This is a genomic window from Pseudomonas lutea, from assembly GCF_000759445.1.
Lineage (GTDB): Bacteria > Pseudomonadota > Gammaproteobacteria > Pseudomonadales > Pseudomonadaceae > Aquipseudomonas > Aquipseudomonas lutea.
On record NZ_JRMB01000001.1, the window covers coordinates 631665 to 656209 of the forward strand.

Consider the following 24545-nt stretch of genomic DNA (forward strand, 5'->3'; position numbering starts at 1 on the left):
TTTGAGGTCAGCAGAACGGCCTCGGCTCGGCAGTTCCGCCATCTGCGTGCCGATCAGGCGTTTGGTTGCCAACCACCGCCCAGGGCTTTGTAGATCGCAACGATGCCGCGGTACAGATCGATCTCGGCCAGCGCCTGGCTGTCCTCGGCCGCCAGGCGCTCACGTTCGGCGTCAAGCAGCACAAGGAAGTCAGCCGTGCCCTCGCGGTACTGGATGTTTGCCAGATTGGCCGCCGAACGACTCGCTTCACTCTGCCGCACCAGCGACACCAGACGCTGCTGACGCTTGTCGTAGTCGCTGAAGGCGTTCTCGGTTTCTTCCAGGGCCAGCAGCACTTGCTGCTCGTAGTTGGCCAGCGCGCCTTCGGCATCGGCGTTGGCGCCGCGAATACGCGCCCTCACGCTGCCCAGGTCAAAAGCGGCCCAGGTGATGCTCGGACCCAGGCCCCATGCCGCCGCCGCGCCGGAGCCGATCTGCGAACCGCGGCTGGCGGTAAAGCCCAGGAAGCCGCTCAGGCTGACCCGCGGGAACAGGTCGGCCGTTTGCACACCAATGCGTGCAGTCTGCGCCGCCAGTTGTCGCTCGGCACTGAGCACGTCCGGACGGTTTTCCAGCAGCTTGGTCGGGTCACCGATCGGGAGAGCCTTGGAGATCGCCGGCAGCTTGGCCGGGGCGAGGCTCACGGTCATGGCGTCCGGACGCTGGCCGAGCAGGGTGGCGATGCGGTTGCGCTGGCGCACCTGTTCAGCCTGCAGCTGCGGGATGGTCGCTTCCACCGCGGCCAGACGTGCGTCGGAACGCACCACGTCGAGCTCGTTGCCCACGCCTTCGTCGCGCAGTTGCGCGGTGACGCTGCGCGATTCCTGCTGGTTCTTCAGGTTGTCCCGGGCAATGTTTTCGCGCAGTTGTGCGCCGCGCAGCTGTCCGTAGGCATCCACCAGTTCGGCGATCATCGTCACCTGCAGCTGGTACAGGTTCGCTTCGGCAGCCTGCTGGTCGGCATTGCTGGCTTCCAGTTCGCGCTGAATGCGCCCGAACAGGTCGAGTTCCCAGGCCATGTCCAGCCCGAGGTCGTAGCGTTCCTGATTGACCCGGTGCTCGGTTTCACCCGGCACTTGCGAGCGGCCGATCTGGCTGCTGGCGCGGCTGGTCACGACCGGCATGGCGTCGTTGCTGATGTCGTCACGAATAGCCCTTGAGGCCTTCAGACGTGCGAAAGCGACACGCAACTCACGGTTGCCCTGCAGCGATTCGGCGACCAGTTTGTTCAGGGTCGGATCGTCGAACTGCTGCCACCAGATGGTTTCGATGTGGCTGCGGTCGTAGTTGCGCTGTGTGGCAGCCTGGATGTTGGCCGCCGCGGTATCGGGCTTTTTGTAATCCGGGCCGACGGCGCAGGCCGCCAGCGCCAGGACCAGCAGGCTCGGCAGGAACAGTTTTACAGCCTTCATCAATGAGCCTCCGGAGCGATGGTCTGAACGCGTTGAGCCTTGGCCGCCTTGCGTGCCTCTTTGCGTCCCACGTAGTTGCGAATCAGGACATAGAAGACCGGCGTCAGCAGCAGACCGAAGAAGGTCACCCCGAGCATCCCGGAGAACACCGCCACGCCCATGGCATGACGCATCTCTGCACCGGCACCACTGGAAAGCACCAGCGGAACCACACCCATGATGAACGCGAAAGAGGTCATCAGGATCGGCCGCAGACGCAGACGGCAGGCTTCCAGTACCGCTTCGAGCGGGGTCTTGCCCTTGTCCTGCTCGTCCTTGGCGAACTCGACGATGAGGATCGCGTTCTTGCACGCCAGGCCCACCAGTACGATCAGCCCGATCTGGGTGAAGATGTTGTTGTCGCTGCCGGCAATGATCACACCGGCAATGGCTGACAGCAGGGTCATCGGTACGATCAGAATCACCGCCAGCGGCAGGCTCCAGCTTTCATACAGCGCAGCCAGTACCAGGAACGCCAGCAGTACGCAGAGCGGGAAGACCAGCAAGGCGGTGTTGCCCGACAGGATCTGTTGGTAGGTCAGGTCGGTCCACTCGTAGGTCATGCCGTTGGGCAGCTCCTCCTTGAGCAGTTTTTCCATCGCCACCTGCGCCTGACCCGAGCTGTAGCCTGGGCCAGCGGCGCCGTTGATTTCGGCGGTGATGAAGCCGTTGTAGTGCATGACGCGGTCCGGGCCGGAAGTGTTGGTGACGTTGAGCAGCGTCGCCAGCGGGATCATTTCGCCGCGGTTGTTGCGCACTTTCAACTGACCGATCTGTTCGGCGTCCTGACGGAACTGCTGTTCAGCCTGCACGTTGACCTGATAGGTCCGACCGAAACGGTTGAAGTCGTTGGCGTACAGCGAGCCCAGATAAACCTGCAGCGTGTCAAAGATGTCACTGATCGGCACGCCGAGGGTCTTGGCTTTTTCACGGTCGATGGCGGCATCGACCTGCGGCACGTTAACGGTGTAGCTGGTAAACAGTGCAGCCAGTTCCGGCACGCTGCGGCTCTTGCCGATGATGTTCATCGTCTCTTTGTACAGCTCGTCGTAACCCAGGTTGCCACGGTCTTCGATCTGCAGACGGAAGCCGCCGATCGTGCCCAGGCCCTGTACCGGCGGCGGCGGGAAGATCGCCATGTAGGCTTCTTCGATACCTGCGTATTTGCCGTTCAACGCACCGGCAATTGCACCGGCGGACTCGCTGGCCTCCTTGCGGTCTTCAAAGGACTTGAGTGCGACGAAGACGATGCCGGAGTTCGGGCTGTTGGTGAAGCCGTTGATCGACAGGCCCGGAAAGGCAATCGCGTTTTCTACGCCCGGTTGTTCCAGGGCGATCGCGGACATCTTCTTGATCACTTCCTCGGTACGGTCCAGGCTCGCGGCGTCCGGGAGTTGGGCAAACGCCACCAGATACTGCTTGTCCTGCGCCGGTACGAAACCGGTTGGCGTGGTCGAAAAGCCCAGCCAGGTCATGACAATCAGGCCGACATACACCACCAGCGCCACACCGCTGAAGCGGATCACCCGGCCGACCGAATTTACATAGCCGTTACTGGCCTTGACGAAGAAGCGGTTGAAAGGGCGGAACAGCCAGCCACCGAACAACTTGTCGAGCACGCGCGAAAAGCGGTCCTTGGGCGCATCGTGGGCACGCAGCAGCACCGCCGCCAGTGCCGGCGACAGGGTCAGGGAGTTGAAGGCCGAGATCACCGTCGAGATGGCGATGGTCAACGCGAACTGTTTATAGAATTGCCCGGTCAGGCCGGAGATGAACGCCGCCGGAATAAACACCGCACACAGCACCAGCGCTGTAGCGATGATCGGTCCCGTCACTTCGCGCATGGCGATCTGGGTGGCTTCCATCGGCGCGTGGCCGAGTTCGATGTTCCGCTCGACGTTTTCCACGACCACGATGGCGTCGTCGACGACGATACCGATCGCCAGTACCAGTCCGAACAGCGACAGGGCATTGAGCGAGAAGCCGAACAGGTGCATGACCGCAAATGTACCGATCAGCGACACCGGTACAGCGACCAGCGGGATGATCGAGGCGCGCCAGGTCTGCAGGAACAGAATCACCACCAGAACGACCAGGATCAGCGCTTCGAACAGCGTGTGAACCACCGCTTCGATGGAGCCGCGCACAAAGATCGTCGGGTCATACACGATGCTGTAGTCCATGCCTTCCGGGAAGCTCTTCTTCAGCAGCTCCATTTCGGCGCGCACTTCGTTGGAAATGTCGATGGCGTTCGAGCCAGGGCGCTGGAAGATCGGGATGGCGACTGCGGGCTGATTGTTCAGCAGCGAGCGCAGAGCGTACTGACTGGAGCCCAGTTCAACGCGGGCAATGTCCTTGACCCGGGTGATTTCACCGTTGTCGCCGGCGCGAACAATGATGTTTTCAAACTCTTCTTCGGAGACCAGACGGCCCTGAGTGTTGATCGACATCTGAAAGCTGGTGGCGCTCGGGGAGGGCGGTGCGCCCAGTTGACCGGCGGCTACCTGACGGTTTTGCTCGCGGATGGCATTGACCACATCGGTCGCAGTGATGTTGCGCGAAGCGGTTTTGTTGGGGTCGAGCCAGACACGCAGCGAGTAGTCGCCCATACCGAACAACTGCACGTCGCCGACACCGCCCAGGCGCGCCAGCTCATCCTTGATGTTGAGCACCGCGTAGTTGGACAGATACAGCATGTCGTAGCGCTTGTCCGGCGAGGTCAGGTGGACCACCATCGTCAGGTCCGGCGAGGCCTTGTCGACGGTGATGCCGATGCGCGTTACTTCTTCGGGCAGCTTGGGCTCTGTCCGGGTGACCCGGTTTTGCACCTGCACCTGCGCGGTGTCGAGGTTGGTCCCCAACGCAAAGGTGATGGTCAGGGTCAGCTTGCCGTCGGCGGTCGCCTGAGAGGACATGTAGAGCATGTTCTCGACGCCGGTAATCGCCTGTTCAAGCGGCGCGGCAACGGTTTCGCCAATCACTTTGGGGTTGGCGCCAGGGAAGTTGGCACGGACCACAACGGTCGGGGGTACGACTTCCGGATATTCACTGATCGGCAATTGGAACAGCGAGATGGCACCGGCGATCAGGATCAGCAGCGAAAGCACCGCCGCGAAGATCGGTCGCGTGATGAAGAACTTGGAGAAATTCATTGAATGTGTCCCTTAACCGCGTGGCGTGGCGGAAGCAGCGACCTTGGCGTCGAGCTTCGACGGCGCCTTCGGTGGGTTGCTGGCTTCAAAGGCCTGGCGTTGTTGTTGCAGTGCGGAAATGGTTTCAGGGGTGGCCATCGGCGTGTCTTGCGGGTCAATCGGCGAACCCGGACGCACGCGCTGCAGGCCGGTGACGACGATGCGGTCGTCCTTGCTCAGGCCGCTGCGCACGATGCGCAGGCCTTCAAGCTTCGGCCCCAGGTCGACGCTGCGATAAATCGCCTTGTTGTCCTTGTCCACCACCAGCACGAACTTCTTGCCCAGGTCGGTGCCCACGGCTTCGTCCTTGATCAGCATCGCCGAGTAAGTGCCGCTGCCGACCAGCTTCAAGCGGGCGTACAGGCCCGGGGTGTACTCGCCCTTGCTGTTGTCGAACACGGCGCGCCCGCGAATGGTACCGGTACGCGGATTGACCTGGTTGTCGACGAAGTTCATCTGGCCCAGGTGCGGGTTTTCGACTTCGTTGGACAGGCCCATATACACCGGCGTGGTCGCGCTGCGTTTGCCGTCGCGCGCCAGCTGGTTGTACTTGAGGAACACGCGTTCGTCGGCGTCGAAGTAGGCGTAGACCTTGTCCGTCGAGACCAGGCTGGTGAGGATCGTCTGGTCGGCGGTAACGATGTTGCCCGCCGTGATCTCGGCACGGCTGACGCGACCGGTAATCGGCGCCGTCACACGGGTGAAGCTCAGGTTCAGGCGCGCCAGGTCAAGCTGTGCCTGAATGGCGGCGACGGCGGCCTTGGATTCCTGGGCGGTGGTGGTACGCGAATCGGCAAGTTCGGCGGAGATCGCGTTATTGGTGCGCAGCCGTTCGCCACGCTGGGCTTCGTTGGTGCTGCGCTGGGCTGCGGCCTTGGATTGCTGCAGTTGTGCTTCGAGACGATGCACTTCCGCTTCAAACGGGCGCGGGTCGATCTGGAACAGCAGGTCGCCTTTCTTCACCAGTTCGCCATCGGTGAACGCGACGGCGTCGATCTGGCCCGACACACGCGGACGCACCTGCACGGTTTCCGGCGCCTCAAGGCGGGCCGTGACTTCGTCCCACTCGTTGACCGGCTGTTCGAGCACCTTGGCCACGTTGACTTTGGCCGCTGCCGGGGCAACCGTCGCTTCAGGCGTCCGGCCGCAGGCGCTGATGACCACCAGGGCCAGCGCGGCGAGGGGATAGCGCAAAGGAGTTAAAGACTGAAGCATGGAAAAATCCGCCGATGTTATTGAGATGGGCGGATTCTGTTCTCGGGGGTTTTATTGCACGAATCGAATGACGCGAAGGTAACTATCAGCCGTAATGATATTCGGCGGATGCGCGGGGCTCTGGCATGGGACACAGCGGCCCATGCGCTAGTTCCGGATGGAGGTGTTCATTGACGCGCTATTAATGCCCCGGCACGACGCATGAACGGCAGGCCTGTCAAACTTCCTCCGTCTATAAATCCATTATCCTGTGCCTTAAGCCGGAAATAGCAGCTTAATACCCGGCATCTTGGAGTTATCGTTTGGAAGCAGAGCGGACTCAGCTCTATACTGCAACGAACAGCGCATCAATCATCGAGCCCCCTATGTTGGACTTAAGCTTTAGCAAACCCAGTGAAATCGTCACTCGCCTCTGCGCACGTTTGCGCGCCGAGCGGCTTGCACTGGAAATGACCCAGGCCGACGTGGCCAGCCGTGCGGGGGTCGGGGTCAACACCGTTTCAAACCTTGAGGCGGGGCGCAATGTCGGTTTTGAGAATCTGGTTCGCGTGGCCATGGTTCTGGGGCGGACGAAGGAGCTCGAAGGGCTGTTTATGCCCAGGCTCGACAGCCTTGATGACATCCGCCGCTATGAAGGCGCTGCCGCGCGCCGCCGCATAAGGAAATCTGGCGATGCTTGAGCGGATCGATGTTTATTACAACGGCTGGGATGAGCGCTGGTTGTGGGGGACGCTGGTCTCCACCACCGCCCTGACCGGACGCCCGCAGATCGTCTTTGAATACAGCGATCAGGCTCGCGCCAGCGGCCTGGAGCTGTCGGGCTTTACGCTGCCACTGGACGGCCCGCGCTTGCGTCGAAACTTTCCGTCGCACCAACTCGCGTTGCCGGGGCCCGTCTACGATGCGTTACCCGATGGCTGGGGCATGTTGCTGATGGACCGATTGTTCCGACGTCGTCAGCTGAATGCGGCGCGCATCGGGCCGCTGGAGCGGTTGGCTTATATTGGCGACACGGCCATGGGGGCGATGTCGTTTGAACCCGTCTCGCCTGAAGGTCAGGTGTCTCAAGCCCATGTCCCGATCGAGTTGCTGGCCGCCGAGATTCAAGAGGTGGTGCAGGGAGACGGAGGCGAATTTCTGCACACCTTGATGCTCGTCGGCGGCTCACCCCAGGGCGCCAGGCCCAAGGCATTGGTTTACCGCAACGGTGCCACCGGCGCATTCACCACGGCCGCCACACCAGAATTCGAAGCCTGGCTGATCAAATTCCCTGCCAAAGGCGAGCACCCGGAAGTCTGCGCAGTTGAAAGCGTATATGCCGAATGCCTGCGCCGGTGCGGCATCCGCACGCCCGATACGCAGCACTTCACCTTGCCCGGCGGCCTGGCGGCGTTCGCCAGTCGCCGATTCGACCGGGTCAACGGTCGCCGAGTGCCAATGCAAAGCCTTGCCGCGTTCACCGGCGCGGACTACACCTCGCCCGGGTCACTGGACTACGTCAACTTTCTGCGCGCGACGCAACTGTGTACCAACGACGTCCGTGAAAAAGCCATTGCGTACGAGCGCGCCGTGTTCAACATCGCGTTCAACAACCGCGACGATCATCCGAAGAACTTCGCTTACCTCATGTCGGCCACTGGCGCCTGGTCGCTGTCGCCTGCGTATGACGTGACCTTCTGTGAAGGCCCGGGCGGGTATCACCAGATGGACGTGCTGGGCGAGGCGTTGGCGATCGATCGAAACGCGATGCTCCGGCTGGGTGAAGAAGCCGAGATGTCTGCGCAAGCAGCGGGCGTTGTGATCGACGCTGTCTGTGAGGTCGCCCTTCAGTTCGCGTCGATTGCCCGGCAGATCCATCCCGGGTTGATCCGAGGCGAAACGTTGCAGGCTATTCAGGGACGGATCGACGAGAACGTTGCGTTGCTGCGTTGAGGCTTCCCGGCTAAAGCCGGTCCCACATTCGAGGTTCCAGCCCCGCCATAAGCCGGTCCCATGTTCGAGGTTCCAGCCCCGCCACAAGTCGGCCTCACGTTCGAGGTCTCAGCCTGGCTAAAAGCCGGTCCCATGTCCGAGATTCCAGCTCCGCTAAAAGCCGGTCCCACGTTCGAGGTCACAACCCAGCTAGCTGACGGAGCCTGTGCCCCAGTGTGACCGCGCTGGTCCAGTGGGACCGGCTTTAGCCGGGAAGGGGCCGGTGTTGTCACTCTAAGCTTTGAGATGTGATGCTGGGTGCTTTCTTGGCGAGGAGTCGGTTTCACCCGCTCTCATCATCTCCTCTTTATAACGGAAACCCATGGCTCAGCCCCGCATACGTCACATCGCCATCTGCGTCTTTTCCCATCAAGGCAAGATCCTGGTTAATGCGTTTCCGGACGCCGTGAAGCAGCAAACACTGTTTCGGCCTTTGGGCGGCGGCATTGAGTTCGGCGAGCACAGCGCCGACGCCATCGTCCGGGAGATCCGCGAGGAACTGGACCTGCCGATCCACGACGTTCGTTTGCTCGGGACGCTGGAAAGCCTGTTCACCTATTTAGGTAAACCGGGCCACGAGTTCGTTCAAGTCTACGACGCGCAGTTCAGCGATCTGCGGGTTTACGACCAATGCGGTCTGGAAGGACACGAAAGTAATGGCGACCGCATCCAGGCGCAGTGGCGGGACAGCGAGAGCCTGCGTCGCGACGGCGTATTGGTGCCGGAAGGGCTTCACGAAATGCTGCGGTCGCTGTCTCTTCTCGAATAAAGGAAAGCAGGCCTGCTTGGATCATTGCCATCAGGGCCTGGATGACAGCGACGGGGAGAGGGGAGCGGACCGCCAGCGTTGCAGGATCAGCAACAGTGCATTGAATATTCTGGTGATTCCCCTTGGCGGAGGGGGCAAATAGCATGAGATGAACTCATCTCCCATGCGAGCCATTCAATGACTACGTTTGATCCAGCCAATTCCGGTAACGGCAACCCCGGCGTCAGTCGGCGCAAAGTGCTTAGAGTCGCTGTGGCGGGCGCAGGCGCCGCGTCTGTCTTGGGCAGTTCGTTTGTGAGCGCGGCGGCCAGCCAGCATCCTCCCGAAACAGGCAATGCCACAGCATTCGATGATGCTTTTCGTGTCACCTTCCACAAGCAGCAGGTCGGCGATGTCGAGGTGTTCTACCGCGAAGCCGGACCAAAAAATGCCCCGGTGCTCCTGCTCCTGCACGGCTTTCCGACTTCAAGCCACATGTTCCGTAACCTGATGCCGTTGCTGGCCAGCCAATACCGTGTGATCGCGCCTGACTTGCCTGGTTTTGGCAACACCACTACCCCCGCTCGGGGCGCGTTTGATTACACCTTCGACAACCTCTTCAAAGTCATCGAGGGCTTTACCGAGGCGCTGGGGTTGAGCCGGTATGCCCTTTACATATTTGATTACGGGGCGCCCGTCGGCTTGCGCCTTGCGGCCGCCCACCCGGAACGGGTCACGGCGATCATCAGCCAGAACGGCAATGCGTATCTCGAAGGCTTCAGCGACCAGTGGGATCCGTGGCAAGCCTATTGGCGCGACCCCACACCGGCCAACCGGGAAGCCTGTCGGCCGTCATTGTTGCCGGCCACTATTCGCGACTGGCAGTACGGCACCGGTGCGGACCCGCAGAAACTGTCGCCCGACGGCTACAACCTGGACATTCTGTACATGGCACGGCCTGGCGCTGAAGATATCCAGCTGGACCTGATCCTCGACTACCGCTCCAACGTCTCGGCCTACCCGGCATTTCAGGCGTACCTGCGTCAGCATCAGCCGCCGTTGCTGGCCGTGTGGGGCAAGCACGATCCGGCGTTCATCCCGCCCGGAGCACTGGCGTTTCGCAAAGATATTCCAGATGCCGAGGTGCACTTGCTGGACACCGGGCATTTCGCGCTGGAGACCCATGCACCGGAGGTTGCGGCATACATTCGGGAGTTTCTTGGGCGGAAGATGAGGGTTTAGCGGGTTTTAGAAATGGTGCCCGCGCCGTGAGAGGACCTCGGATTAGAGCTCGGTGAGCTTCGATCCGAGTCAGGGGGTGGGGATCGCAAAGCGCTCACCTGCGCTGCGGGCAGGGTGTCAAAGGCTGTCAGGATCCCCAAAAAACATCTGAATGCGCGACCGCAACCAGCGCTCCCCAGGATCATTATCCTGCGAGCCGCGCCAGGCCATGTGCAGCTCGAACGTGCGAGATTCGATCGGCAGTTCTTCCGAGCGCACACCGCCCGCAGCCGTCAGCACGGCAGCCGCGTAGTCCGGCACGGTGGCAACGATGTCGGTTCCGGCAATCAGCGTCGCCAGCCCGTTGAACTGCGGAACCGCCAGCACGACGTGGCGTTTGCGTCCGATTTGTTCCAGGTGCTCGTCGATGAAGCCGCCCAGGTCGCCGGCGAAGGACACCAGTGCATGGGGCCGTGCGCAGAAGTCGTCCAGGGTGATTGGCCCCGGCATGGTGTCGGCGCGCAGCAGTTTGGGCTTGCTGCGGCGCAGCACTTTGCGCTTGGCGTTGGCCGGCAAATCATCGGTATAGCTCACGCCAATGGAAATTTCGCCCGACGACAGCAGGGCGGGCATGAGGATGTAGTTGGTCCGGCGCACCACCAGCACGATCCCCGGCGACTCCGAGCGCAGGCGCTTGAGCAGCGGGGGCAGCAGGGCGAATTCGACCTCATCGGACAGGCCGATGCGGAACACGGCGGTGCTGGTGGCCGGATCGAAGTCTGCCGCGCGGCTGACAGCGGTTGAGATGGAATCGAGCGCAGGGGACAGCAGACCAAAGATCTCGATCGCTCGTGCGGTTGGCTCCATGCTGCGCCCCGTGCGCACGAACAGCGGATCGTCGAACAGCCCGCGCAGTCGCGACAGCGCTGCGCTGATCGCCGGCTGGCCGAGAAACAGCTTCTCGGCGGCGCGGGTGACGCTGCGTTCATGCATCAGTGTTTCAAAAACGATGAGCAGATTGAGGTCAACGCGACGCAGGTCGTTGCGATTCATGACGGGGGTCTCGGGGACATTGGTCGATTCATGGGCGGCCCAGACGCGCGCCACGTGTTCAGCTCAGCCAAGGATATTACGGGTAAATACCGGCGGTCTGCATTGTTGAATTTTCCTACAGCAGTGTAAATGCGTTTCTCGCGGGCTTTTGCCGTCCGTCCAGGCGTGTCATGTGAACCTTGCGAGCAGAAGGCGACCCAACCCTACATACTGGCCATTTGTAATCCAGCTAAATTGGACCGGTGCAGAGCAGGGCGCACGTGTACAACCCGGCGTTTCACGGCGCCGGGTTGCAATGTCGCCACAGGCACACAACAATGTGCGCCCTGCAGGCCCGGGACGGTCGACGCAGATCCGGCAGCCGCCGTCGCCATCACAATCGATGGCAGGCATGTCGACTATTAATAGCCACTGATAGTGTTACCGGCAGCGCCCGGATAGAGTTCATGGCATCAAGGTTCATAAGGCGAGGTTCGAAATGTCCCGCACGATCCGTTTTCATCAGTTCGGTCCGGCCGAGGTGCTCAAAGTAGAAGAGCTGCCCGTCGCGTTGCCTGCACCCGGTGAGGTGCAAGTGCGCGTTCAGGCAATCGGCGTCACCTGGTACGACGTGCTGTGGCGACAAAATCTGGCTTCATCCCAGGCCCGCCTTCCTGCCGGGCTGGGTTCCGAAATGGCGGGCGTCATCACCGCCGTGGGTGAAGGTGTGAGCGATTTGAAGGTAGGCGACAAAGTTGCCAGCTTTCCCTCGGCAGACCCTAACGTGCACCCGGTATACGGCGAGCTGATCCTGCTGCCGCGTAACGCCGTTACCCTGTATCCCGACGTGCTGACCCCCAATGAAGCGGCGGTTCATTACACGCCGATGCTGGTGGCCTATTTCGCGTTCGTCGAGCTTGCGCGGGCCAAACCCGAGCAAACGGCGCTGGTGACCGATGCCAGTCACTGTGCAGGTCCTGCTTTTGTGCAATTGGGCAAGGCGTTGGGGATCAAGGTGATCGCGGCGACCAAGACCGACACCTGCCGCGAGTATTTGCTGAAGATGGGCGCTGACAAGGTGATCGTCACCGAGGAGCAGGATCTGCTTCTGGCGATCAACAAGTACACGGACAACCGCGGCGTGGACATCGTTCTGGACGGCCTGGGCGGTCCACAAATGTCGATGCTGGGCGATGTGTTGGCGCCTCGTGGCAGCCTGATTCTCTACGGGCTGCAGGGCGGTAACCAGACCCCGTTCCCGGCATGCGCGGCGTTCCAGAAGAACATCCAGTTCTTCGTGCATTGCGTGGGTAACTTCACCGGCAAGCCTGAGCTGGGCATCAAGCAGGACGAAGAGGCGATCAAACGTGCATTGCGCGACATCAATCAGATGACGGCCGATGGCATGCTGGTTCCGCAGATCACCAAAGTGTTCCCGTTCGATCAGTTGGTCGAAGCCCATCGTTTGATGGACGGCTGCCCGGTCGGTGGTCGCATCGTGGTTGAGGTTGATCCATCCTGAGCGCAGATCATCGCGCTTATTGAATGCTCGACGCTTTGACCTGGCGTCGGGATCAGGTTGGAGACCGGTAGAAGGTAGCCAACACGTCACAGGTCACAGGTCACATTCAAGCCTTCCCGCAAAGTCCGGAAGGCTTTTTGTTTATTGAAGTTTAGTTTTATAAACGACGTTCACAACATTCCTATGTGACTGATCTCGTGGAGTTGCGTCAGCCGAGCGGGTTCACTGTTCCTGTTTTATCCGCTCTGTTTAAACATCCGTTTATTCATGCCATTAAACAGGTCTGTTTAATGCGCCTCTTTGTGCGCGGAAAAACCGCTGCTTTTATGTCGGTGGTTGCCGGCTTGTAATTATTTCTCTGAGGCCGATAATCTCATCAATAATTAAAACTCAAGGAATGAGGCAATGTTTGATGACCTGCCGCCGAATGCCGTGCCCGCCCACGCCAGTGCTGCGGCCTTTGCAGCCCCTGCGAATATCGTCTGCTTTATCAGTTCTGAAACCAACATTCTGTCGGTTAAGGGCAACCGGGTTGTGACGCCATGAGTGCCATGCACGAACAAGCCATGAACTACGTATACCAACAAGTGCTGCAACGCTTGTCAGGTTATTTGAACCGCAACGAACGAACGGCGCTGCAACTATTGATTCAACGCCTGGTAGTTGCCGCGGGGGAATCGACAAGATCGGCGGTTATAAAGTGCTGGTGGCGTTTGGCGGTGGCAAGGACAGCGCGTACACCGTTGCCATGTTGCGCGCCGCGCAGTTGACCATCGCTGCCAGGGGGCCGGCAACGTTCAGGCTGCGAGTGGCCAATATGCGGCATGCCGGTATTACCTCAGCCGTGATGGGCAATATCGATCGCTGCTACTCCGCCCTGTTCATGCACGACGACCCGAGGGTCGAGCTGCTGGTAATCGACCATCAATATGCGCAGATCTTCGAAGCGGACTTGCCGTTTTCCAGCGCAGGCCGTGAGCAGAACCGCTCCGATCTGCTATTGGCCGGCCACCTGACGGCTGGGGACGCCCGGGCCACCTTTTGCAACAGCTGCTACCTGGGCATGGCCGAGTTCATGGTCCGTGCTGCGTGTTGGGGGGACGGCGTCGATGCGCTGATCAGCGCGGACTCGCTCAAGGAGCAAAAGCAGTACGCTGCGTGGATCACGCGTCTTGCCCGGCACGGCAAAGAGAACCTCGCGCCCTGGCACACGTTGGGGTTCAGCGGAGCGTTGAACGTCATCGACACCGTTGCAAGCGAGTACTACCAGGCGCTGTACGGCAACGCTGCGCAACCGTCGGGCTACACCCGCCCGCCGTTTTACCCGCACCGAAGCATGGCGCCCACCCTGCTGACGGCTGCTGACCTCATCGGCTTTCGGGCCCATGAGCACTGGGCACTGCTGACGGATTTCCTGGGCTTCCGCTTCGACGATCTTGCGTTCAATTTCAGTGAGTCGGACTGCGCCAACCCGCTGCTCATGGCGCACCTGCGGGGCTTGAGGGCCGAGTTCATCGAAGATCGTTCGTACGACGAGGGCATCGCCCAATACCTTGAAGTGGCCGCCACACTGATGCGCCGCAAGCGCATGCCAGGGCGGCTTATCACCCAGGCGCTCGCCGCGTACGACAGCCCTGGAAAAATCCAGGATCGCCGGCAGCTGGCCGAAGGCTATGGTCAGGAGGCATTCGGGCTGGGCGAGACGCAGTGGGTGTGCCTGCTGTTTTCGCCCTTTGTGGACGCTGGCGCGCGGCTCGAAGCGTTCCTGCGTCGATACCATCCGGGCATGCTGGTCGGGCTGAGTGACCTGCACAAGGCGTTGGCTGGCCAGCTCGCGCCGGACCTGGTGGAGCATTGGCTGGTGGATGTCAGCGGCCTGAGCTTGAAGGGACTGCAATCGCTTTACGCCAAGGGTCGCGTGGACTTTAACGACGACAGTTCGATTATCGCGCGCGTGCGTGCAGCCGACCCCGACAAGCGTCGGGTGGTGACGGTGGATCCGCTCACGGGAACGTTGACGAGCGAAGTGATCTCAGGCCGCTGAGCGCGGCGGTTTAACGGGCCGGGGCGATCCGCTGGCTCTTTCTGCGACGACCCTGCGCCAGGCGCACGGATGGGGGTGTTATGGACAACAAGACCGATTTTGCCTACCAGATGGTGTATCGCTACTTGCTGCGGTTGACCAATGAGATCTCCACCGGGCCAGCTGTGCGCTTGCCATCGTTACGCCTGCTGGCAAGACGGTTACGGGTGTCGATTTCAACCGTACAAAACGCGTACAGCTTGCTTGAGAGGGAGGGGCGGATCTGTTCCGTGCCCAAATCCGGTTATTACGCGCTGCCCAACCCCTGCCACGACGCCCCTTGCGAGGGCGACGATGTGTTTACACGCTTTCATGCCGGCGCACGGCGCACTGACATGTTCATCTTTGGTGTCGATGAGCCGACGTTGCTGGTGTCCCTTCACGGCGCGCTGCTCAGCGCCGAGCGCGACCTCATGCGCCATTATCCTTGCCCGCCCGACCCGCAGTTCCAGCCGTTCGGCGATATTGAATTACGCACGTCGCTGGCCGGTTACTACACCTCGTCGACCGAGCATTGCTGGCACCCGGACAATGTGTTCATCGGGCCGGACAAGACCGCCGTCTTGAAGGCGGTCATCAAGGCGCTGCAATTGCGGGACTGCGCGGTCTTGGTGGAGTCCCCGTGTGGCTGGGGGATTCTGCGCACACTGCAGTCGTTCGGCATCCGCGTGATCGAGGTCTCTGCCGACGCCCACGGCGGAATAGACGTGGACGACCTGGGGGCGGTGATCCAGCGAGAGGCTGTGAAAATGGCGATCATTTCCTCGCAGATGGACCCGGTCCGCGGCCAGCTTCAGCCTCGCGAACGGCGCGCGCAGATGGCAGAGGTATTGAACCTTCACGGGCTGTGGGTGCTGGAGAACGATTGCCATGGGGCGTTGTGTTTCGAGGAGGGCCATCCGCCGTTCCGGGATCTGATCGACCCACAGCGCCTGTTGGTACTGGGCGCGTTCGACAAGACGATCGGGCTGGAGGCGCCGTTCGGCTATTTGTTGAGCCGCCATTCGCGCCCGCTCTGGCACGAGCAGTGGGTGCTGCGTTCGTTTCGTTTACCGCCGGTTCGGCAGAAGGCGGTTGCGCGGCTTTATGCGTCGGGGCAGCTGGACCGGCATCTGCATGAGTTGCGCAGCCGCTTGAAGTTGCGGATGGATGAGTTGTCGGGCGCGGTTGAGCTGTATCTGGGGGACGAGGTCCGGTTTTTGCGGCCTCGCGGCGGGGCGTCGCTGTGGCTGGAGAGCAAGCATCGGGTGGATACGGCGCGGGTGTTCAATCGATTGCTGGAGCAGCGAATCGTAGTTGCGCCGGGGGAGTTGTTCAGCGCGAGGGGGTTGCATCAGCAGAGTTTGCGGATCAGCGGGACGGTGGATTGGGCGCAGAATATTGAGTCGATGCTGGTGATTGTGAGGAATGCGTTGGGGCAAGAGCGGTTGGGTTGAGGCTTGGATTTTCAAGATCAAGATCAAGATCAAGATCAAGATCAAGATTAAAGGCGTCGGCCTAACGGCCTCGGGTTTCGCCTTCGGCGAGTTACTTTTAAAAAGCACTAAAAGTAACCAAAAGTGCCTGCTCCTGGTTTGGCCCCTCCTTCGTCGGGGTTCCTTCACTCCGGTCCCGCTCCGTGGGCCCGCGCCGAACGGACATCCATGTCCTGACGGCGCTCTCGCCGCATCCATGCGGCTCGACCCACTGCGCAAAACCTGCGTTCAGCCTGCACCCAAGTCGCGATGGGTGGTGACTGAGCTTTTTGTGTTTGAAGATCAAGATCAAGATCAAGATCAAAAACCAGATCATAAGCTTCCCGGCTGAAGCCGGTCCCACTGGCTGAACACCGCCCCTGTAGGAGCCGGCTTGCTGGCGAATGCGGTGGATCATCCAATTTGATAGTCGATGGTCGATGGTCGATGATCTGTGTCGTTGGGTTAGTCGGCACCTGGAATATGCGCGATGCGATAGGCTCGCGGTTATGTGATTTCTGCCCGTCAATCCGTTTGCATTTGCCTGCGCAGCTTTGAGCTGTTATCTGTGCGTCCGTCCAGTGTTCCGATCGTTGGTTTGACCGTTCAGTGACTTCCATTTCCAGTCTTTCATCCGATCCGCGTGCAGCGCCTGTGGCGTCTGTGCCGGTGGCGGCTGCCGATCCTGAAACGGGTTATCGGGTGGCGGTGCGGGAGTTGTGCGAGTTCACGGCGAAGGCGGGGGATCTGGATTTGCGTTTTACGCCGTCGCCCACGGCGCAGGAGGGGATTGTCGGCCATCGAACGGTGGCAGCTCGGCGCGGGCCCGGGTATCAGTCTGAGGTGGCGCTGAGCGGGGTGTTTCATGAGCTGACGATCCGCGGCAGGGCAGATGGTTATGACGCGGAGCTCAATCAGCTTGAGGAGGTCAAGACCTATCGCGGCGATCTCGCGAGCCTGCCTGCCAATCATCGTCAACTGCACTGGGCTCAGGTCAAGGTGTACGGGTGGCTGCTCTGCCAGCAAATGCAGTTGACCGAGGTGAATCTCGCGCTGGTGTATTTCAACATCATCAGCGAGCACGAGACCCTTGTGCAGCAACGCTTCACGGCGCCCGAGCTGCAGGCTTTCTTCGAGGCCCAGGCGGGCATTTTTCTGCGCTGGGCCCGGCAAGAGTTGGCGCACCGCGAGGCGCGTGACCACGGGCTGAGTGCATTGAAGTTTCCCCATCCTGCTTTCCGTACCGGGCAGCGTGCGCTGGCCGAGTCGGTCTACAAGGCGGTGAGCACCGGGCGATGCCTGATGGCGCAGGCACCCACCGGTATTGGCAAAACCATCGGCACTGTGTTTCCGATGCTCAAGGCCGCGCCGACCCGCAAGCTGGACAAAGTGTTTTTCCTCACTGCAAAAACGCCGGGGCGCAAGCTGGCGTTGGATGCCCTGAGTGTCATCGCGCGCAGCGCTCCGCACCTGGGTGTGCGGGTGCTTGAGATGGTGGCGCGCGACAAGGCCTGCGAATACCCGGAAAACGCCTGCAATGGCGACTCGTGCCCGCTGGCCAAGGGGTTCTACGATCGATTGCCCGCAGCGCGGGCCGACGCGATGACTGCGCCGTGGCTTGATCAGGCGGGTACGCGCGAGGTGGCGCTGCGCCACGGAATTTGCCCCTATTACCTGAGCCAGGAACTGGCGCGCTGGGCGGACGTGGTGATCGCCGACTACAACTACTATTTCGACCTCAGCGGCATGCTCTTTGGCCTCTGTCAGTTCAATCAGTGGCGCGTCGCGGTGCTGGTGGACGAGGCGCACAACATGGTCGAGCGGGCGCGGCAGATGTACAGCGCGACCCTTGATCAGCACAGCATGAATCAAGTGCGCCAGAGTGCCCCGGAGCCGGTGAAAAAAGCCCTGCAGCGGCTCAACCGCGAGTGGAACGCTCTGCATAAGGAGCAGTTGGCGCCGTATCAGGCGTACGCCGCCACGCCAGCCAGATTTCTCAACACCCTTAGCCAGTGCATTACGACGTTCGGCGATTACTTCAACGAACACCCGCATGCCGCCAATGGTGAACTGCAGAGCTTCTACTTCGAGGCGATTCAGTTCGGGCGCATCGCTGAACTGTTCGACGAGCACTTTCTGTTCGACATCAGCAAGCGCGAACTGGGCAGCAAAGCGCTGTCGCGCCTGTGTCTGCGCAATGTGGTGCCGGCCGGATTTGTGCGCCCACGCCTGACTGCCGCGATCAGCGCCGTGTTGTTCTCCGCGACGCTCAATCCGCGCCATTACTACCGGGACCTACTGGGCTTGCCTGACACGACGGCCTGGGTCGACGTCGAGTCGCCGTTCCAGCGCTCGCAGCTGGATGTAGAAATCGTCAGCCGTATTTCCACCCGTTTCACTCACCGACAGGCGTCGCTGGCGCCGATAGTCGAGCTGATCGCCCGTCAGTTCGAAGCCCGGCCGGGTAACTACCTGGCGTTCTTCAGCAGTTTTGACTACCTGCAGCAGGTCGCCGAGCTGATGGAGCGCAGCCATCCGCAGGTGACAGTGTGGAAGCAGTCACGCGGCATGGGGGAAGCTGATCGGCAGGCGTTTCTTGATCGCTTCACGCCGGACAGTCAAGGCATTGGCTTTGCGGTACTCGGCGGCGCCTTCGGCGAAGGCATTGACCTGCCGGGGGCGCGCTTGATTGGCGCGTTCATCGCGACCTTGGGGCTGGCCCAGATCAACCCGGTGAACGAGCAACTTAAACAGCGCATGAGCCTGTTATTCGGCGCCGGTTACGACTACACCTATCTGTACCCCGGCATGCAGAAGGTGGTACAGGCTGCGGGACGGGTGATCCGTGGCCAGGACGACCGCGGCGTGGTGGTATTGATCGATGACCGCTTCGCCGAGCGCAAGATCCAGCAGCTTCTGCCCGCGTGGTGGCAACTTTAGCCGTCCCCGGCCAATTGTCTCAGGGCGTTACGGATCGATAGCCGAGCGCAACGGTCCAACTGCCAGTAAACTGCCGCGCAGTCGGTGTTTCAGGTCATTTCCCGGTTCGTCGGGGATCTTTCTTTTTGTCATTTCCTGTTTTTTCATCCACGGAGGTTTCGCATGAGTATCAGTCCATTCGCGGGCAAACTGGCGCCCGCAGAATTGCTGGTCGATCTTCCTCGTCTGGTGACGGCCTATTACACCGGCCAGCCCGATGCGTCGGTGGCGACCCAGCGTGTCGCCTTTGGTACCTCCGGGCACCGCGGCAGCTCCTTCGAGCTGAGCTTCAATGAATGGCACGTCCTGGCCATCAGTCAGGCGATCTGTCTGTACCGCCAGGCCAACGGCATTGATGGTCCGCTGTTCCTTGGCGCTGATACCCATGCCCTGTCGACCCCGGCCGCCGCTACGGCGCTGGAAGTGCTGGCGGCCAACGGCGTAACCGTGATGATTTCCGAGGGCGACGAATACACCCCGACCCCGGCGGTTTCCCACGCGATCATCTGCTACAACCGCGGCCGTACGTCAGGACTGGCTGACGGCATCGTCATCACGCCGTCGCATAATCCGCCTGAGAGTGGTGGCTTCAAGTACAACCCCACCAATGGCGGTCCGGCCGACTCTCACATCACCAAGTGGATCGAGAACAAAGCCAACGAGCTGCTCGCCGAGCGTGTCATCGGCGTCACCCGCATGACCCACGAGAAAGCCCTGCGCGCCGACACCACCCATCGTCACGATTACATCAACACCTACGTCGCGGACCTGAAAAACGTCATCGACATGGACGCGATTCGTGGCGCCAACCTGCAGCTGGGCGTAGACCCGCTTGGCGGGGCAGGCGTGCGTTACTGGTCGGCGATCGGTGAGCACTACGGCCTGAACCTGGAAGTGGTGAACAAGTTCGTCGATCCGACCTTCCGCTTCATGAGCGTGGACTGGGACGGCAAGATTCGCATGGACCCGTCGTCCAATTTTGCGATGCAAAGCCTGATCGGTCTGAAAGACCGTTTCCAGGTGGCTTTCGCCTGTGATCCGGACCACGACCGTCACGGCATCGTCACGCCAACCGGCGGCCTGCTGGCGCCGAACAATTACCTGGCGGTGTCCATCGATTACCTGTTCCAGAACCGCCCCGACTGGCGTTCGGATGCGGCTGTCGGCAAGACGGTGGTGAGCAGCGGGATGATTGATCGGGTGACACAACGCCTGGGTCGCCGCCTCTATGAAGTGCCTGTCGGGTTCAAGTTCTTCGCCGAAGGGTTGTACGAAGGCTCGCTGGGTTTCGGTGGCGAAGAAAGCGCCGGCGCGTCCTTCCTGCGTCGAGACGGCACGGTCTGGACCACCGACAAGGACGGTCTGATTCCTGCGTTGTTGGCAGCCGAGATTCGCGCGCGCGAAGGCCGCGACCCGAGCGAGATGTACAAGGCGCTGACGGATGAGTTGGGCGAGCCGGTGTCGACCCGGGTCGAGGCCAAGGCCAATTTCGAGCAGAAGGCGTTGCTGAGCAAGCTGTCCCCGGACCAGGTGACTTCGACGGAGCTGGCGGGTGAGAAGATCGAGCAGATCCTGAGCAAGGCACCGGGGAATGATCAGGCCATTGGCGGTCTGAAGGTCATTACCGAGAACGGCTGGTTCGCCGCGCGGCCGTCGGGTACCGAGGACATTTACAAGATTTACGCCGAGAGCTTCAAGGGCGAAGATCACCTCAAGCGTCTGGTGGCTGAGGCGCAAGTGCTGGTGGATGGTGCGATAGCACCCTGATGCTTTCGTCCCGACCCGTGTATCGAGCACGTCTCGAATATGCGTGGTGGTGCTGATGCTTAGCGTACGGAGGTCAATTGCATCTGCCTAACGGCAGATCGTTTCGCCTTCGGCGAGCTACTTGATAAAGCCCCGCCTTCGGTTTCAAAGAGCAGCCAAGGGCTTGTGCTCCCGGTCGGGCCCGACGAAGGAGGGGCCAAACCAGGAGCAAGCACCCTTGGTTACTTGGGGATGGTGCGACTTTCGACTGTTTCCAAGTAACTCGCCGAAGGCGAAACAGGTCTGCCATTAGGCAGACGCTCTTGACCCTCAACCACAACCCAAACAAAAAGCCCCGGCTTCTCACGAAACCAGGGCTTTTCAAAAAACCACTACATCAAGCCACGTCCACCAGTACTATTTCGCTGTCTTCGATAGCCGTCACTCGCAAGACGCGCTCATCTTCAGCCGCCACACCATCACGCGCCTCGGCACGCACACCGTTGACTTCGATCAGCCCGGTGGCAGGCACAAGATAGGCCCGACGGCCTTCATCCAGCGCGTACTCCGCGGTCTCACCTGCCTTCAGGTTCGCCGCCACCAGACGAGCATTTGCACGGATACGCAACTCGATGTCGTCATCCTTCTTGCCGCTCGCCAACGTCACGAAACCCTCGCGATCCCCTTTCGGAAACGGCTTGGCACCCCAGGACGGTGGCGCGCCGACTTCGTCCGGCATGATCCAGATCTGGAAAATCCGCGTCTCTTTCGACTCCAGGTTGTATTCACTGTGCGCAACGCCAGTGCCGGCACTCATGACCTGCACATCGCCCGCTTCCGTACGGCCACGGTTGCCCAGGCTGTCCTCGTGGGTGATGGCACCTTCACGAACATAGGTGATGATTTCCATGTCCCGATGCGGATGGCGCGGGAAGCCCGTGCCGGCCTCGATCACGTCATCGTTCCAGACCCGCAACTGGCCCCAGCTCATGCGGCTCGGGTCGTAGTAGTTGGCGAACGAAAAGTGGTGGTGGGCATTCAGCCAGCCGTGGTCTGCGCCGCCCAGGGATTTGAAAGGTCGAAGTTGCAGCATGATCAGTTCCTCCGTAGCAGGGCCGGGCCTATGGCAGGGCGCCGCTGGTGATGACTTGTTCAGTCGATGGAGCAATGATCTATCAACGAGATATCGATAAAAAGCGTGATTATTGCGTGATAACTATCGAAAAAATCGATTGGGTAGGCGCTCCCAAAGCCTTGAACTTTGCCCCCTTTATCGACTAACTCCATGAGCGCAAAGCATTTCACTGGAGCTGAACGGCGAATGCGGCGACCATAGGCGCCCTGACGTTAACGCTGATACCGGAGCCCGCGTGCCGCACGATTTTTCCGCCGAGCCAACCCACGAGCTACCTCCTGACCTGACCACCCCCGAGCGCCTGCCGTTTCTCAGACGCCTGGTCGCGCGAGCGATGGGTAGGGGCCTGTCGCGCATTCAGGCTCAGCACGTGCCGTCCTGGCATCAGGGTCATGCCGATGGCTACCTGAACGGGCATGCCGAAGGCATGAACGAGGGCTACGCCGAAGGTCATCTGGACGGTATCGAAGAGGGCCGGCAGGTGCTGGTGATCCGCGACACCCGCCCCCTCGAACACCGAGGCCCGCGGGTCGATGATCACCTGTTCGACGACTGGCGTCTGCCGCTGACCAACGAGCTGAAAAAACGCATCAAGGCGGACGTGGCCGAGCGACTGCCGGCTCATGCGCAGCCCACGGCGGCGCAGTGGAAAATGATCTTCAGCGACACACCGTCCACCTATGTCATCGCCGGGGCCGGCGCGGGCAAGTCCACGTCGCTGGTGCTGCGCGTGTTGCTGCTCAATCATTACCTGGGCTTCGAGCTGGATTCCATGACCGTGGTGACGTTCACCCGCGAGTCGCGCAAGGATTTCATCAACAAACTCATCGACATCATGGCCCTGTGGGGACGCCAGTTGACGCTGCGCGAGGCCCGAGAAGTGGTTCGCACCTTCCATTCGCGCATTTTGCCGCTGGTGCGCAGCCTCCCGGGGTTCGAGCAACTGCAGGCGTTTGAAAACCTCAGCAGCCAGACCGGCCAGCTGTTTGACGACACCGCCGACAGCAACCCTTTCGACCTGCGCATCAACGACGCGCAGCGCCAGCAGATGAACCTGTGTTACCGCGACCTTTACGCCGCCAACGAGCGGTTCCGTGAAGTCATGGCGCCTTTGTATCGGCAGTCGCTGCAACTCAAGGAACTGGACCGCGATCACCCTGATGTGCAAAAGCGCATCACGGTGATGGGCTTGTCCTCCAAGCGTGACGAGGAGTTGTGCGACATCATCGAGGACCTGTGGATCCGTGCAGGGGCCTGGCCTATTCAGGGCGTTGAGCCGATGCGCCAGACCGTCGAAGTCAGCGGGCTGAATTTCCACGTCCACGGTTATGCCGCCGAACTGGATGCCTGGATCGTGCTCGGCTTGGACCCCGGCGAAGACCAGCATCTGCGCCGCCCGGACGCCAAGCTGCCCGTGTGGGCCGAGTGGGTCATCAAGCGCACGCTGTTCCAGGCGTTCTGCCGCAAACCGGTGATCTGGCTGGAAAACTACCAGGCTTCGCGCGGCATGATGCAGTCCCTGTCAGGCGCGGCAGTCGCGGGCCCGGGCTTTGATTACAAGGTCAAAGGCGAGCTGAGCGCTGCGCCGCTGCTGGATTGTTTTGTGGCGGCCGCCAGTTTTATCGAAAACCTCGGGCTGGACGTCGCCGACGCGGTGGCGCAAATGCGCTTTTCCGACCAGGACCCCGACCGGTTCTTCTTTGAAGCCTTGAGTCTGTTCTGGAAAGCCTTCGAGAGTCACTTGCTGGAGCAGTCGCCTCCGGTCATGACCTACAACCGGATGTTTTCCCTGTTTGGCGAAAACTCGCCGGAAAACCTAAAACTGGTGAGCGATGCCGGGCTGCGGCCGCTGTCGCATCTGATGATCGACGAGTTTCAGGACGTGTCGCCGCAAATTGTCTCGTGGATCCGTGCGACTCTGCGCGAAATCCGCAGTCGCGGCCCGGCGTTGCACGTCGGTCGCGGCGCTCAACGTTCGTCGTTGCTGTGTGTGGGCGATGACTGGCAATCGATCTACGGCTGGCGCGGCAGTTCACCGAAGTTTTTCATGGAGTTTGCCAAGGAGTTCTCGTCGCCTTCGACCACCAAGGTCATGCTCAGCGACAACTTCCGCAGCCACCAGCACATCATCGATGCGGCAGAACATATCGTCCGCGCCGCGCCGGCCATCAGCGGCAAGAAGGCCCGGGCCAGCGGTCCGGTGCAGGAGCTTGTACCGGTAACCGTACTGGAACGCGACGACGACCGCCTGCTGTCTCTCCTGACCGAGCATTACAACGCCGGCGACTCTGTGCTGCTGCTCTACCGCAAGGGTAGCGAACGCAGCCGCCTCCCGGAGGCGTTTCAGGCCCTTGCCAACGCCGATTACGCGTTGCCGCCGCAGCAGCGTCGCCTGAAACAGCTCACCTATCACAGCGCCAAGGGCCTGCAAGCCGACGCGGTGTTTTTGCTGGGCGACTGTCAGCACCTGACCCAGTCACCGTACAAGAATCAGGTGTATCAGTTGGCCGGTCTCGGCCGGGAAGGGGACCTGGAAGCGTTCGACAACGCGCAGAAGGATGAAGTGTTGCGCCTGGCCTATGTGGCCATTACTCGCGCCGTGCGGCACTGCTACTGGTTCATTGACGCCGCCGGTACTGAAGACGCCTCCATCGCCCGCGCCTCCGCACGGGTCGCGTCGGACAAACCGTTTTTCGACGACACCCGAGGCGCCCACTCTGAGGTCAAGGCCCAACCGGCCGAAACCGTCTGATGTCCT

The 24545-nt window shown here is 61.0% G+C and carries 16 protein-coding genes and 1 pseudogene; 12 read left to right on the plus strand and 5 right to left on the minus strand.

Going from position 1 to position 24545, the window contains the following annotated elements; genetic code table 11:
- Positions 1–53: 53 nt before the first annotated feature.
- Genes LT42_RS02650 through mexE form a run of 3 tightly spaced genes read right to left on the minus strand, consistent with a single transcriptional unit; the run spans position 54 to position 5896 of the window.
- The gene (locus tag LT42_RS02650; RefSeq protein WP_037009704.1) at positions 54–1451 is read right to left on the minus strand and encodes an efflux transporter outer membrane subunit; all 1398 of its coding nucleotides are present in this window, start codon (positions 1449–1451) and stop codon (positions 54–56) included.
- Complete coding sequence (locus LT42_RS02655) at positions 1451–4642, minus strand: efflux RND transporter permease subunit (RefSeq protein WP_037009705.1); 3192 nt, start codon at positions 4640–4642, stop codon at positions 1451–1453. Before LT42_RS02655 ends, LT42_RS02650 begins: the two co-directional genes overlap by 1 nt.
- A gap of 12 nt (positions 4643–4654) precedes the next feature.
- Positions 4655–5896, minus strand: a complete 1242-nt coding sequence (gene mexE / locus LT42_RS02660; protein WP_037009707.1) for a multidrug efflux RND transporter periplasmic adaptor subunit MexE — start codon at positions 5894–5896, stop codon at positions 4655–4657.
- Between the two features lie 365 nt (positions 5897–6261).
- On the opposite strand from mexE, the gene LT42_RS02665 reads away from it, so the two are divergent.
- The 4 genes from LT42_RS02665 to LT42_RS02680 all read left to right on the plus strand — a co-directional run bounded on the left by LT42_RS02665 (position 6262) and on the right by LT42_RS02680 (position 9857).
- Complete coding sequence (locus tag LT42_RS02665; RefSeq protein WP_037009709.1) at positions 6262–6576, plus strand: helix-turn-helix domain-containing protein; 315 nt, start codon at positions 6262–6264, stop codon at positions 6574–6576.
- Positions 6569–7828 (plus strand): type II toxin-antitoxin system HipA family toxin, encoded by a 1260-nt coding sequence (locus tag LT42_RS02670; protein ID WP_037009711.1) that lies wholly within the window; start codon positions 6569–6571, stop codon positions 7826–7828. The genes LT42_RS02665 and LT42_RS02670 overlap by 8 nt, the downstream gene beginning before the upstream one ends.
- A 361-nt stretch (positions 7829–8189) precedes the next feature.
- Positions 8190–8636 carry an NUDIX hydrolase gene (locus tag LT42_RS02675; protein ID WP_037009713.1) on the plus strand — a complete coding sequence of 149 codons (447 nt, stop codon included), beginning with the start codon at positions 8190–8192 and terminating at the stop codon, positions 8634–8636.
- Positions 8637–8813: 177 nt separating this feature from the next.
- Positions 8814–9857, plus strand: coding sequence for an alpha/beta fold hydrolase (locus tag LT42_RS02680; protein WP_037009715.1), 1044 nt, complete (start codon positions 8814–8816; stop codon positions 9855–9857).
- A gap of 117 nt (positions 9858–9974) precedes the next feature.
- Here the strand turns inward: LT42_RS02680 and LT42_RS02685 are convergent, their stop codons facing one another.
- Positions 9975–10889 carry a LysR family transcriptional regulator gene (locus tag LT42_RS02685; RefSeq protein ID WP_037009717.1) on the minus strand — a complete coding sequence of 305 codons (915 nt, stop codon included), beginning with the start codon at positions 10887–10889 and terminating at the stop codon, positions 9975–9977.
- A 478-nt stretch (positions 10890–11367) separates the two neighbouring features.
- On the opposite strand from LT42_RS02685, the gene LT42_RS02690 reads away from it, so the two are divergent.
- The 7 genes and pseudogenes from LT42_RS02690 (at position 11368) to pgm (ending at position 20673) form a co-directional block, all read left to right on the plus strand.
- A complete protein-coding gene (locus tag LT42_RS02690; protein ID WP_037009720.1) occupies positions 11368–12390 on the plus strand; it encodes a zinc-dependent alcohol dehydrogenase family protein in 1023 nt (340 codons plus the stop codon).
- A 405-nt stretch (positions 12391–12795) separates the two neighbouring features.
- Positions 12796–12936 carry a hypothetical protein gene (locus LT42_RS25885; RefSeq protein WP_160176706.1) on the plus strand — a complete coding sequence of 47 codons (141 nt, stop codon included), beginning with the start codon at positions 12796–12798 and terminating at the stop codon, positions 12934–12936.
- A pseudogene (locus tag LT42_RS02695) lies at positions 12933–14434 on the plus strand (hypothetical protein). Before LT42_RS25885 ends, LT42_RS02695 begins: the two are co-directional and overlap by 4 nt.
- A gap of 80 nt (positions 14435–14514) precedes the next feature.
- Positions 14515–15909 carry an aminotransferase-like domain-containing protein gene (locus LT42_RS02700; protein ID WP_037009722.1) on the plus strand — a complete coding sequence of 465 codons (1395 nt, stop codon included), beginning with the start codon at positions 14515–14517 and terminating at the stop codon, positions 15907–15909.
- Entirely contained in the window at positions 15881–16279 is a 399-nt protein-coding gene (locus tag LT42_RS02705; RefSeq protein ID WP_037009723.1) for a hypothetical protein, read from the plus strand. The genes LT42_RS02700 and LT42_RS02705 overlap by 29 nt, the downstream gene beginning before the upstream one ends.
- A 317-nt stretch (positions 16280–16596) precedes the next feature.
- The gene (locus LT42_RS02710; RefSeq protein ID WP_420806886.1) at positions 16597–18867 is read left to right on the plus strand and encodes an ATP-dependent DNA helicase; all 2271 of its coding nucleotides are present in this window, start codon (positions 16597–16599) and stop codon (positions 18865–18867) included.
- Positions 18868–19029: 162 nt separating this feature from the next.
- Complete coding sequence (pgm, locus tag LT42_RS02715; RefSeq protein ID WP_037009726.1) at positions 19030–20673, plus strand: phosphoglucomutase (alpha-D-glucose-1,6-bisphosphate-dependent); 1644 nt, start codon at positions 19030–19032, stop codon at positions 20671–20673.
- Between the two features lie 376 nt (positions 20674–21049).
- On the opposite strand, the gene LT42_RS02720 is transcribed toward pgm, so the two are convergent.
- Positions 21050–21745 carry a pirin family protein gene (locus LT42_RS02720; protein ID WP_037009728.1) on the minus strand — a complete coding sequence of 232 codons (696 nt, stop codon included), beginning with the start codon at positions 21743–21745 and terminating at the stop codon, positions 21050–21052.
- A 376-nt stretch (positions 21746–22121) separates the two neighbouring features.
- Between LT42_RS02720 and LT42_RS02725 the strand changes: the two genes are divergently transcribed.
- Positions 22122–24539 carry a UvrD-helicase domain-containing protein gene (locus tag LT42_RS02725; RefSeq protein WP_152597642.1) on the plus strand — a complete coding sequence of 806 codons (2418 nt, stop codon included), beginning with the start codon at positions 22122–22124 and terminating at the stop codon, positions 24537–24539.
- The last annotated feature ends 6 nt before the right edge of the window (positions 24540–24545 follow it).